The 12,149-nt window shown below is 63.6% G+C and carries 10 protein-coding genes; 1 reads left to right on the plus strand and 9 read right to left on the minus strand.

Annotation, left to right across the window (positions count from 1 at the left end; translation table 11 throughout):
• Positions 1 to 42: 42 nt before the first annotated feature.
• The 9 genes from ACCD03_RS08785 to ACCD03_RS08825 form a co-directional block, all read right to left on the minus strand.
• Positions 43 to 1,299 carry a TolC family protein gene (locus tag ACCD03_RS08785; protein ID WP_413411329.1) on the minus strand — a complete coding sequence of 419 codons (1,257 nt, stop codon included), beginning with the start codon at positions 1,297 to 1,299 and terminating at the stop codon, positions 43 to 45.
• Positions 1,296 to 4,409 carry an efflux RND transporter permease subunit gene (locus tag ACCD03_RS08790; RefSeq protein WP_045203902.1) on the minus strand — a complete coding sequence of 1,038 codons (3,114 nt, stop codon included), beginning with the start codon at positions 4,407 to 4,409 and terminating at the stop codon, positions 1,296 to 1,298. Before ACCD03_RS08790 ends, ACCD03_RS08785 begins: the two co-directional genes overlap by 4 nt.
• Positions 4,409 to 5,494 carry an efflux RND transporter periplasmic adaptor subunit gene (locus ACCD03_RS08795; RefSeq protein ID WP_413411330.1) on the minus strand — a complete coding sequence of 362 codons (1,086 nt, stop codon included), beginning with the start codon at positions 5,492 to 5,494 and terminating at the stop codon, positions 4,409 to 4,411. The genes ACCD03_RS08790 and ACCD03_RS08795 overlap by 1 nt, the downstream gene beginning before the upstream one ends.
• A gap of 298 nt (positions 5,495 to 5,792) precedes the next feature.
• On the minus strand, positions 5,793 to 6,227 hold the full coding sequence (locus ACCD03_RS08800) for a hypothetical protein (protein WP_325652806.1): 435 nt from the start codon (positions 6,225 to 6,227) through the stop codon (positions 5,793 to 5,795).
• A 214-nt stretch (positions 6,228 to 6,441) separates the two neighbouring features.
• Positions 6,442 to 7,989, minus strand: coding sequence for a thymidine phosphorylase family protein (locus ACCD03_RS08805; RefSeq protein WP_325652804.1), 1,548 nt, complete (start codon positions 7,987 to 7,989; stop codon positions 6,442 to 6,444).
• Between the two features lie 10 nt (positions 7,990 to 7,999).
• Positions 8,000 to 8,278 carry a DUF1488 domain-containing protein gene (locus ACCD03_RS08810; RefSeq protein WP_045203905.1) on the minus strand — a complete coding sequence of 93 codons (279 nt, stop codon included), beginning with the start codon at positions 8,276 to 8,278 and terminating at the stop codon, positions 8,000 to 8,002.
• A 29-nt stretch (positions 8,279 to 8,307) separates the two neighbouring features.
• Positions 8,308 to 9,249 (minus strand): ribose-phosphate pyrophosphokinase, encoded by a 942-nt coding sequence (locus ACCD03_RS08815; protein WP_413411331.1) that lies wholly within the window; start codon positions 9,247 to 9,249, stop codon positions 8,308 to 8,310.
• Positions 9,246 to 10,610 (minus strand): MBL fold metallo-hydrolase RNA specificity domain-containing protein, encoded by a 1,365-nt coding sequence (locus ACCD03_RS08820; protein ID WP_413411332.1) that lies wholly within the window; start codon positions 10,608 to 10,610, stop codon positions 9,246 to 9,248. The genes ACCD03_RS08815 and ACCD03_RS08820 overlap by 4 nt, the downstream gene beginning before the upstream one ends.
• A gap of 17 nt (positions 10,611 to 10,627) precedes the next feature.
• Positions 10,628 to 11,050 carry an Hsp20/alpha crystallin family protein gene (locus ACCD03_RS08825; protein WP_413411333.1) on the minus strand — a complete coding sequence of 141 codons (423 nt, stop codon included), beginning with the start codon at positions 11,048 to 11,050 and terminating at the stop codon, positions 10,628 to 10,630.
• Between the two features lie 337 nt (positions 11,051 to 11,387).
• On the opposite strand from ACCD03_RS08825, the gene ACCD03_RS08830 reads away from it, so the two are divergent.
• On the plus strand, positions 11,388 to 11,888 hold the full coding sequence (locus ACCD03_RS08830; RefSeq protein WP_316676061.1) for a lecithin retinol acyltransferase family protein: 501 nt from the start codon (positions 11,388 to 11,390) through the stop codon (positions 11,886 to 11,888).
• The last annotated feature ends 261 nt before the right edge of the window (positions 11,889 to 12,149 follow it).

The following is a 12,149-nucleotide window of genomic DNA, read 5'->3' on the forward strand; positions in this document are numbered from 1 at the left end:
GTTATCCAGAATGTGTTGAGTGAGGGGTAAGGCTGGAGCAGGTCAATCGTCAAAGTCCCACATCCGGTGCAGATCGAGCTTGAGGCGGCTGTCTGCCTCCAGCAGATCAACGCGGGCGAGCCGCTCGGCCAGCAGGGCCTCGGCCAGACTACGGCGCGTTGCCAGTAGTTCCGTCAAGCCCGACTCACCTGCGCGATATGAACGCGTTGCCCTGTCGGATGCGCTTTTCTGCAGCGTAACCGCTTCCATCTGCGCTTGCGCGCTCGCCCGTTTGCCTTGCAAGTTGCCATAGAGCACGTCGAATTCGGCACCCAGCCGACGCTCAGAGCCCAATCTTCGCCGAGCAGCCGCTTCCGCATCGGCAGCCGCCGCCAACGCCGCAGAGCGACGATGCACCGAACCGATCGGCATGGCAACGCTCACGCCCATGATGCGTTCCGCACCGCCGCGCTCCACCGTAACGAACATGCCGACGGTCGGGTCAGGCCGACGCTCCAGATCTGCGCGCTTGGCCATTTGCTGTGCCTGAACCTCTTCTGCCATGGCGAGACGGTATTCGTGGCTGTCTTGAATGTACTGGGTGCGCAATCGATCTGGTGGATCTTGCGGCAATGCGGGCACCACGGTATCGGCGCTAAACAAGGGGCGCCCCAACCCCGGAAATCGGGCTTGCAGCTCCGCCTGCGCCGTCTGTTCCGCTGCGACGGCTGTTGCCAGCGCCGCTTCCGTGCGCGCCCGATCGGCGGCGGCCAGTTCGGCATCCAGGCGTGAGGCATCGCCCAGTTGCACCCTTCGGGCAGTCAGCGCCGCCAGGTCGGCAGCCGCTTTGGCATTTTCCTGCGCTGCCTGGCGCGCCTGCCCTGCACGCACGGCGCCAAACCAGAGGGCCAGAATCTGGCGCGATGCCTCGTGGCGCGCATCCTTGACGGCCAACTGCCCAGCCTCGGCGGCGGCATCGGCCAGTTGCCCATCGGCTTGCGCTTTGCCCCAAAGCCGCAATGGACGCTCCACCGCAATCTGCCCTTCGGCATGGCGCTCGGAGGGATCGCGCACCTGGCGCCCTTGGCCAATTGCGCGCACGACGGTTTCCGCAGTGCCGGCGCGAATGCCATCAGCCCGAGCCAGTACGGCGTCGCGGCGGGCCTCTGCAGTCAGCACGTCGGGCGACTGCGCGACGGCTTCGCGCACTGCGCTCTCCGCCGGCAGATAGGCCGGCGAGATTTGCGCTTGCGCGGCGGTGCTGCAAAGCAGCATCGTGCTCGCTCCCGCCAATACGATGCGAAACAGATCCAACCTCATTGCGAATCTCCCTGCCCAGCGGCCGCACGCGGCCGAGGCAACCCAAAACGTTCAAACAGCAGGGGCAGAAGAAGCAGCGTCAGCGCGGTCGAAGAAATCAGCCCGCCCGATACCACGATCGCCAGCGGCCGCTGAATCTCTGACCCCGGCCCGCTGGCCAGCAGTAGTGGAATCATCCCCAGTGCGGTAATGCAGGCCGTCATCAGGACGGGCCGCAGGCGGTCGCGCACGCCATCGCGCACGGCTTCCGTCATGCTCAAGCCTGACTCCAGCAGCGTGTTGAAGTGCGAAACCAGAACCACGCCGTTGAGCACCGCGATCCCGAGCAGCGCGATAAAGCCAACGGAGGCCGGCACCGAGAGGTACTCGCCCGATATCCGCAGCGCCGCAATGCCGCCGACGAGCGCGAACGGAATGTTGGCGACCACCAGCACTGCCTGCCGCACCGAGCGGAACGTCAACATCAGCAAGAGAAAGATTGCGCACAGGGCCAATGGGACAACCAACGCAAGACGCGCTGCAGCGCGTTGCTGGTTCTCGAACTGGCCGCCCCACACCACCCGCAATCCTTTTGGCAACGTGCCAATACCGCTGACTGCTGCCTGGGCTTCCTGCACGAAACCTGCTAGGTCCCGACCATCGACATTGGCCTGGATCACGGCAAACCGGGCACCATCTTCGTGGTTGATGCGCACGGGCCCATCCACGCGTTCGATACGTGCCAGAGAGGTGAGCGGCCAGACTTTGCCGTCGGGTGCCGTTACCAGGAGGTTGGTCAGGTTTTCGGGCGCCTGTCGCAAGCCTGCTCCGCCACGCAGGATCAACGGCGTGCGGACAATGCCCTCAGGCACCACGCCAATCCGGTCGCCCTCGATCAGGGCGCGCAGTTGCGCCTGGAGGGCGTCGCCGGAGAAGCCGGCCTGACCGACCGCAGCGCGGTTCAGCGAGACTTTCAGATACTGCACGCCGCTGTTGCTGGGCGCGATCACCTCTGCCGCGCCCGGGATGGTGCGGACCTTGGCAGCAATGGCCTGCGCGGCTGCATCGATGGCAGCAAGATCGCTACCAAAGAGCTTGATGGCAATGTCGCCACGTGTGCCGGTCAGCATCTCCGAGACACGCATCTCAATGGGCTGCGTGAAGCCGTAGATCACGCCTGGGAAGCGCTCCATTACGCGCCGGATCGCAATCGCGATGTCTTCCTTGCTGCCGCGCCACTGATCCTTGGGCTTGAGCACCAGGAAGGTATCGGTTTCGTTCAGACCCATCGGGTCAAGGCCGAGATCATCGGAGCCTGAGCGCGCAACGATCGAGCGTATTTCCGGCACCTCCTTGAGCAGCGCCTGCTGCACGCGTTGGTCCATGTCCAGCGACGCCGTGAGCGAAACGGACGGCGCTTTCTGCAATTGCACGATCAGATCGCCCTCGTCCATCGTCGGCATGAATGTCTTGCCGACCGACATGTACAACACCACGGCCAGCGCCAATGCCGCCCCCGCCAGGCCGAAGACCGTGCGGCGATGCGTTGTCGTCCAGGCCTGGGTTCGCGCAAAACCGTTCGCGACCTTTCGCATCAACCAGGGCGGCTCATCTGCATGCGCAAGCAAGAGCAAAGAAGCGAGCGCCGGAACCACCGTAAAGGCAATGACCACGGACGAGGCCAGCGCTAGCACGATGGTGAGCGCCACCGGCCCGAAGAGCTTGCCCTCCAGACCTTGCAATGACAGCAGCGGCAGGAACACGATGGCAATAATCGAAACGCCCGACAGCATCGGTACCGCTACCGTTGCCACTGCATGGCGGATGACCGCACCGCGCAGCGCAGGATCGGTCTTGTGGTCTTGTGCACGCGCCATGGCCGTCTCGATGTTCTCGACCACGACGACGGCGGCGTCCACAAGCATGCCCAGTGCAATAGCAAGGCCGCCCAGGCTCATCAGGTTGGCCGTCAGGCCCACATAGCGCATCAGAAGGAAGGTCGCCAGCATCGACAGCGGTAGTGTGGCCGCCACGACCAGGGCCGACCGCACCCCACCCAGGAACAGATACAACGTGATGACGACCAGCACGCTGGCCTCAATCAGGGCGCGAACCACGGTATTGGCCGCACGGGTTACTAGCTCGCCGCGGTTGTAGAAGACGTGGGTCGACATGCCCTTCGGCAACTGGGGCCCTAGCGCATCCAGCCGCGCCTGCACCGCCTCGACCAGCTTGCGGGCATCGCTGCCGCGCAGGCCCAGCACCAGCCCTTCAACCGCTTCACCGTTGCCGTCTTTGCTGACAGCGCCGTTGCGGGTGGCTTCGCCCAGCCGCACGGTCGCAACATCGCCAACCGTGACCGCAGGGGCGGAAGTCAGGCTCTGCGCCGGCACCACGACAATCGCACGCAAATCGTCCAGCCCGCGTATGCCACCTTCCACGCGCACGACCCAGTGCTCGTCTCCGCGGTCCAGCCGCCCTGCCCCGTCGTTGCGATTATTGGCGTCCAGCGCCTGACGCAATTGCTCAAGGGTGACGGTACGTGCGCGCAACCGGGCGGGGTCAGGCGTCACCTCGTAGCTGCGCACCTCGCCGCCCAGGGCGTTGACGTCAGCCACGCCTGCCACGGTGCGCAGCGCTGGCCGGATCACCCAGTCCAGCACGCGCCGCCGCTCGGCCAGGGAATAGCCATCGCCCTCCACCGTGAACATGAACATCTCGCCCAACGGCGTGGTGATGGGCGCCAGGCCGCCCACGGCGGTCGACGGCAGATCACGCGCCAAGCCGGCCAAGCGCTCCGATACCTGCTGGCGCGCCCAGTAGACGTCTACTCCCTCTTCAAAATCGACGGTCACGTCGCTGATGCCGTATTTGGACACGGAGCGCACGATCGTCTTGTGCGGCAGGCCGAGCAGCTCCTGCTCGATGGGCGTCGAGACCCGCTGTTCGACCTCCTCCGGGGTCATGCCCGGCACCTTCAACACGACCTTGACCTGCGTCGGCGAGATATCGGGAAACGCATCGATCGGCAGGTTCAGATACGCCCACACGCCGGCCACAGCGAGCACGCCAGCCGCGATCAGCACCAGCACGCGCTGGCGCAAAGAGAACTCAATCAGGCGGGGCAACATCACTGTTCTCCCGCCAGCAAGCCCTTGAGCGCACCGACACCTGTCACCGCCACGCGTGTACCTGCTGGCAGGTTGGCACGGACGACGGCGATGGCGTCGTCTGTACTGGCGACTGCGACATCCTGGAAGCGGAAACCCTTATCGGTTGCGACGAATACACCTGGCACGCCCCGCACGTAGACCAACGCGGCCACAGGCACCCGCAGCAGGCCCGGAGCGTTTGCATTGGCCGCGCTGCGCAGCTTGAGCGTGACATTGACGCTCTCCCCGGCACGCAGGTCCCCACGTCGCTCCAGCGACGCGCGCACACGCACACCCGCTGTGCCATCACCGGAAGGCGCAACACCAATGACGGCGCCGCCCGCGCCGCGTTGTGCAATCTCGATGCGGTCGCCTGTGGCCGGCACCGGTATGTCGCGGCCAACGAGCATGTCCAGTTCCAGAGCCGCTGGGTCAACAATCCTGAAAAGCGGTGCCGCAGCTTCTACTCGCGCCCCCGGGACGGCGTTGACTTCGGAAACCACACCGCCACGGCTGGCAACCAATTGCGCCTCACCGCCCGCGCCGCTGAATGCAATGCCTGCGGAGGCCAACTCTGCCTTGCGCGCCTTCACCATGGCACCGGCCTCAGCGGCCCGCGCCTGCGTTGCCTGCCAGCGGCTTGCTGCGATGATGCCGTCGTCGTACAGCGCCTTGTCGCGAGCGAGCGACTGCTGCGCGAGCCGCGCCTGCGAGTTGGCTTCCGTCAGTGCGCGACTGGTTTCGAAGAGCTGCGGACTCAGAAAACCCGCCAGCGGTTGGCCCGCCCGAACGGTTTGCCCAATCGACACCAACACCCGGGGAACCATGCCCGCGTATGGGGCGGCCACCACATATTGCGCATCCGGCTTGAAGACCACACGCGCGTGCGTGCCGACCTCCAACCCTGAAGAAGCGGCGACCGGGCTGAAACGCACGCCCAGGGAGCGCGCCTGCTCAGCCGATAGCGGCACCACCTGGGCGCCTGCTTGGGCAGCGGCCTGCTCAAGGGGAAACGCGATCAGCGCAATACACGCACTGGCCGCGACGATTCGTTTGAAAGACATGCCTGACTCCAATCCTCGGAGGCAACGCCACGGACGCTGCCTCTGATTGCCGCGCATACGCGGGCGACCTAAAGACCAACCGTCGCCCAGCATTTCCATGCGACGCGAACGACAAACTCTTACGGTGGATGGCCGAAGGGAAGTGGAGTTGCTAACACCGCGTAGCGTCAGGCGTGCGCCATGAGTCAGAAGACAACACTTCTGACTCATTCATCATCGCCATTGCAGACACGAGGGGCTTGTTGCAAGTCAACAAGTTGCGGAGCAACCCGCTCGCCGGCCGTCAACCGGGTACGGATCAGAACTGCAGTGGAGGGGCCTGTGCAGGAGGTGGCCGATTGATGCGATCGCGCCAGCGCGCTCGAACGGGCGTTGGGCGATAGGCGGGACGCAACACTGCGGCGAGAGCAAGCGCCGCAAGCAGGAGGAACGTCAGCGCGGATACCCCTGGCGCCGCCGCTGCCCAAAGAAATGCACCCAGATCTGCAGGGCCAATGGCAGGCTCGACATCCACCTCGAAGGGTTCCTGGCTCGTCAATGTCAAGTCATGACGACCGGCCAAGGCCGATTCCTCAATGAGAGGACGGTGGGCAAACGCTACGGATTGGAAATGAGAATCAACTGCGGCAGGAACCGCGGTGTGCACGTGCAGGCCAAATTGTTTCGGTGTTCCGAGATGGCCGTGCAGAAGCGGGCTTAGCAGCTGCATCAACACAATGGTCAACAACAGCATTGCCCGAAGCGAGATGCTTGCGGTCGCACGTGGCATTTCAAGATTGTAACGCAATGTGCCTTTTATTTGTCGGCACCAGACATCCAAATCGCCAGCGAAAGTCTGGCAGGCAAGCGGTTCGCACGAGCGTTGTTACACGTCCCGAAACAGAAACTGACGATGCGGCAAGTCCCCTTTTGTTGGGTCCTGAGGCATCCGTCAGGACGGCTTGATGTCAGCCCACTGCGGTTGAAGACAGACCCACCACAGCATGCGACAACGCATATGCAGACGAATACTCCAGCTCGCCCGACGCTTGTGCGTGAATCGTAAACAGCGGCTGCCCAACACTCACCTGATCGCGCAGTCGCACATGCATTTCCACCCCAGCGACTTGACGCATCGGTGCGCCCGCCAGTTTTGCGATGCGGGCAAGGTGGCGGTTGTCGATGTTCGTGACCATGCCATTTTGTTCGGCAACGACGTCTCGGCGGAAGACGGCTTCTCCGGGGATCCGCAAGCCGCCCTGCGCCTCGCAAATCGCCTCGAACTTCCGCCATGCGGCACCGCTATCCAGCAAGCCGGTTGCTATTTCAAGCCCCGTTCCGGCAACAGCTGCGCCGCAGAACTCCAGCAATGCGCTGGCAAGCAATAAAGACCGCTCCCGCAAGTCGAACGGCGCCGTAGGGGATCGTTCAAGTACGGCCAGAACGTCTCTAGCTTCCAAAGCGGGGCCGATTCCACGGCCAACAGGTTGCGCGCCATCCGTGCGCACCACCAGAACCTGCACCCCAAATGCATGGGCCACGCGCTTGAGCAGCATTTCAAGGCGTTCGAGATCTTCGACGCTACGGACTTTGGCCGTCGGGCCCACGGGCACATCGATCAGCACATGGGTGGACCCGGCTGCGATCTTCTTAGAAAGAATGGACGCCACAAGCTGCGCATCGCTGTCGACATCAAGGGCCCTTTCCACGCGAATCAAGACGTCGTCCGCCGGGCTGAGGCTCAACGCCCCACCCCACGCGAGCGATGCCCCAACCTGCCCCACTACGCATCGCAGCTCAGCAGCGGTCAAGTTGACGCGGGTGAGTGTTTCCATCATGTCGGCGGTACCCGCTGGCGAGGTGATCGCACGCGATGAAGTCTTGGGCAGCAGCAGCCCCGCCGCCGCACAGATGGCAACGACGATGGGGCTGGTGCGATTGCCGGGCAGACCGCCTACGCAGTGCTTGTCTGCCACGACCGCGCGGTCCCACTGCAGGCGCTCGCCCGAATCGACCATGGCTTGCGTGAGGTCGATGGTTTCCTTGATGGTCATGCGGCCCGATGCGCAGGCACTCAGGAAGGCTGCGATATGGACATCGGCATAGCGCTCGTTCGAGATGTCCGCAATGATCTCGTGCAACTGCCTGGCGTCCAGATGCCCACCGTAGATCTTGGCCCGCAAGGCGCGCAGCGACTCGAGCGACGGCGCATGCCTGACGCAGACCTCGTCCCCTGGGCGCGCCATCAACGCATCGACCGCGGCGGCTGACAGGCTCACCTCATGCTTCTCTAGCAGCTCCGACCCGACCAGGTTCAGCGTGGCGATCGTCGATCGCTGCCCGATCTGGACTTCCACACGCGCCTGCGCAGCGAAGCCCTCCGACCGGCAGATCGCGCTGTCCGGATGCATGTAGATCACGTGCTCTTGCCACGTATCAATGCCAAGCGCCTTGAACCTGAGGCACCCCGGCGGCACGACGGGTGCGTCAGCCGTGGGCATGGAGAGGGTGCTCATGACATGCGCGTCAGCCGGCAAAACGGAAGTGCCCGCTGTGTAGCGTGATCTCCTTGGAACCAGTCTGCTCGAAGAGCATGCGCGCGACGTCTTCGATATCACCGCGGTGCTCTTTGAATGCGCTGAGCAGATCGTCCGACCGGCAGGAGCGGGCGCCAAAGTGGTCCTCAAGAGCCTCCGCCGTGATTGCATAGCTTGCGGAGCTGCCATCGACCGACGCGCGGCATTGCAGACGCGGCCCTGCGTCGCAGTATGTCGGCTCGTCAGGCAGGAACCTGATCTCTTTCATGATGGCCTCCAGATACGAAAGTGCCCTGGTCAAACAAGCACCTGCTTGCCCGAAGGCAGGGGTAAATCGAACATGCTTGAAACGGCGTCAACCAACGGCACTGTGAGTGCAATCGCGTTCGAGGGGTGAGGGATGGTGTCGCACGTCACGATCTCTGCGCTTGCCGCGCAAAGCTGGCTGTACGCGTCGGTGGCAAACACAGCGTGCACGCCAACACAAACCGGCTGCGGTTTGCCCGCACGCTGTAGCAAGCTTGCCGCGGCGAGCATCGTGCGCCCCGTCGAGATGATGTCGTCTACCAGCACCGGCACACACCGCGGTGGAATGTTTGGCAAATCCGCGATTTCCACGTGCCATGCGCTGTGTCGCGTTTTGGTCAACGCTGCCCATGGAGCCTGGCAAAGGCCTGCCACATGCTCGACCCACTGCCTGCTTTCGTCGTCGGGCCCGATCAGGAACGGCGCCTCTACGTGAGTCTGGATCCATGCGGCAATGGCAGGCGCGGCTTCCACGGCCACCGTCGACATGCGATAGACATTCGATAAATGTGAAATGCGGTGCAAATGCGGATCCACCGTGACAAGCCAATCGAATACCGGATTCAGCAAGGCCGCAAAGTGTTCTGCTGCGCGAATCTCGCCCGCTTTGAAGATGACGTCCTGACGCATGTACGCCAGGTACGGCGCAATCAATCCAACACGGCGCGCCCCGCCTTGGCGTGCGGCAATCGCGAGCCAGAGCAGCGGTAACAGCTTCTCGTCAGGATGATCGAGCGTGCAGACAATGGCAACTTCGGCGCCTTGCACGGGCGTGTAGAGCCGCACATAGGATTCACCGTCAGGGAAGTGGCTCACGGCCGCATGACCCAACTCGGCGCTCAGCGGCGTGGCAAGGCGCATGGTGGTGGCTTCGCAGCCCGGCATGGGAATCAGCACACGCTGCGGATCCAAACCAACGACCGGCGCGGTCATGACCCCTCCAGATCGTAGGACTGGCGATACTCCGGCATACGGACTGACCACTGCAGTTCATGCTCGATGCGCTGGCGCAAGGCGTCGCTGGCGGCCGGCTCGCCATGCACGATGAAGGTCTGCCGTGGCGGCCGCGTGAAGCCCCGTAACCAGACCATCAGTTCATTGGCGTCCGCATGGGCGGACAGATTCTGAATCTGCTCAACCGAGGCCCGGATGGCGACCTCACGTCCGTGCACCCGCAATGCCCGTTGACCGGCCAACAGCGCCGCGCCACGTGTGCCTGCCGCCTGGAACCCTGACATCAGGATGGCGTTGCGCTTACCGCCACCAAAGCTCTTGAGGTGATGCAGCACACGGCCGCCCGTTGCCATGCCGCTTGCCGCAAGGATGATCTTAGGCGCGCGATCGCTCCCCAAATGCCTCGACTGTTCGGGGCTCTGCACCGGCACAGCCAACGCACAAGCGGCCTGGCAGTCGGCAGCCCCGATATGCAGATCGTCCACATGATGCGCAAACACCCCGGTCGCCAGTTCGGCCATCGGGCTGTCGAGGTAGATCGGCACATGCGGAATCCGATGTTCGCGGATCAGCGTGTAGAGGCAGTACAACAGCTCTTGCGTACGCCCCACCGCAAAGGCGGGAATCAGCAGCGTGCCGCCCTGCCCGATTGTCCGCTGCACAACCTGCTGGAGTGCATCGAGCGGGTCACCCTCCGGATGCACGCGATCGCCATAGGTGGATTCGACCAGCAAGGTATCGGCCTCCGCAATGGGCTCGGGTGGCCGCATGACGGGATCGACCTGCCGCCCCAGATCGCCAGAAAAGACGATGCGACGGCCCTCGGCCAGCAATGTCGCCGTAGCGGCACCGATGATGTGTCCTGCACGGTGGAACTCCGCTTCAACGCCCTCAGCAACGGGAAAGCGCTCGCCATAATCAACGGGATGCAGACGGCGTAATGCCCTGGCAGCGTCCTTTTCATCGTAGAGCGGCAAGGCGGGATGATGGCGCGAGAACCCCTCGGCATTGGCGTAGTGCGCATCCTCCTGCGCAAGCCGAGCGCTGTCAGGCAGCAGGATGTTGCACAGTTCCGCCGTGCCTTTCGTGCAGTAGACCGGGCCATGGAAGCCATTTCGGACCAGCAGCGGCAGGTAGCCGCTGTGGTCGATATGGGCATGCGTGAGCACGACCGCATCAATGTGGTGCGGGTTGACGGCGAGCTTGTCCCAGTTCCGCAAGCGCAATGACTTGTAGCCTTGGAACAGCCCGCAATCGACCATGACACGGCGTGCGCCGGTCTCAAGCACGTACTTCGAGCCGGTCACCGTGTCGGTGGCGCCAAGAAATTGCAGCCGCATGCCACGCCCCCTGACGCTCAGCGAATCGTGACGCGCTGCTGTTGGGACGCTTCCTTCTTGGGCAGCGTCACGCGCAGCAGTCCGTTCTCGTACGTTGCGTCGACCTTGGTTTCATCGACCGCCGCATCCAGCGTGAACATGCGCTGCATCGATCCGCTGTAACGCTCGCTGCGGATGATGCGCTCGCCTTCCTTCTCCTCGGCGTGGCGTTCCACCTTGGCCGAGATCATGACCATGCCGCGATCGACCGTCACGTCGATGTCTTCCTTCTTCGCACCCGGGATTTCTGCGACAACGTTGTATGCCTTGTCGGACTCGGTCACGTCCACCTTGAACGGCAGCGCGCCATCCATGCCGCCGCGAAACGAGCGCAGGAGCCCCTGGAAAATGTCGCCAACCGGCTCGATGGCGAACGGGTCATAACGCTTGAGTTGACTCATGACTGCCTCCTGATGATTGGCCCCCGGGGATCCTCGGGCTAACAGATTCATCGTGGCACGGCGGTGCCGGAACGCCTTGCGGCAGATCAACGGGCGCGCAGAGCGGCCGCCGCGCAGGTGTCATGGGATTCGTACCCAGCACATCGTTCCTGAAGCGCCGGCTGCCTTGTCAGGCTTTCCTGACATGGACACCTGCCGCTCCGACAGCATTCTCAGCACAGCCTGCATGACGACGGCGAGCACGCTGCCAATACTGGTGAAACGCCAACAGGCAACGCAGCATCTTGTCGAATCGCCCCCCGGAACCCGACAACGAGCCAGTACAACGGAGCGCGCCATGAGCCAGAACATCGAATGCATCGCCCAGTGGAGTGGCTCGCGCGACTCCGCCGCTTTCGACGCGGTGCTTCCTGTTGGCGCGCACCTCGTGGCAGAACGCGATGGATACGAACACCACGGCATCTATGTCGGCAACGGGCAGGTGATTCACTACGCCGGCTTCTGCCACCGCCAGCGCTGCGGGCCGGTCGAGCGCATCTCCATTGGCAGCTTTGCATGCGGCTTTGCGGTAACCGTTCAGTGCGACGCCAGTCCTTGCTATGACGGCGAAGAAGTCGCCCGCCGAGCCGGTTCACGCCTGGGCGAGCGCAACTATCGGCTGCTGACCAACAACTGCGAGCATTTCTGTTCGTGGTGTCTGTTTGGAGAATGTCGCAGCGCACAGGTGGAGGCGTGCCTGAAAAGCCCCATACGCGCTGCGCGCACGCTATTCAAGCTGGTGCTGGTGGCACTTTCCGCCGAATGGCGCACTGCACAGCCGCCGGCTCAGGCCGCATGACGCCGGAGCGCACCATGCCCCAATACGACACCTCGCTGCGCGGTCTGGTAGCCAAGTGGTTTGGCTTAAGCGACACACCACATCTGCGAATCACGCGCCTGCATTGCCCCGGCGTTGATTGCGGCTGCGTGCGAGCGGAATTGACGACATCCGCCCGCCCACTTGCCATCGTCTTCTTCCGTCACCAGGCCGGTTGCTGGAGACTGTTCCCGCCATCGCGCGTACGCCGCCTATAGCCGCTACGCAGATCTGCCTGCTGAA

The sequence above is a fragment of the Ralstonia sp. Ralssp135 genome (assembly GCF_047304345.1).
Lineage (GTDB): Bacteria > Pseudomonadota > Gammaproteobacteria > Burkholderiales > Burkholderiaceae > Ralstonia > Ralstonia chuxiongensis.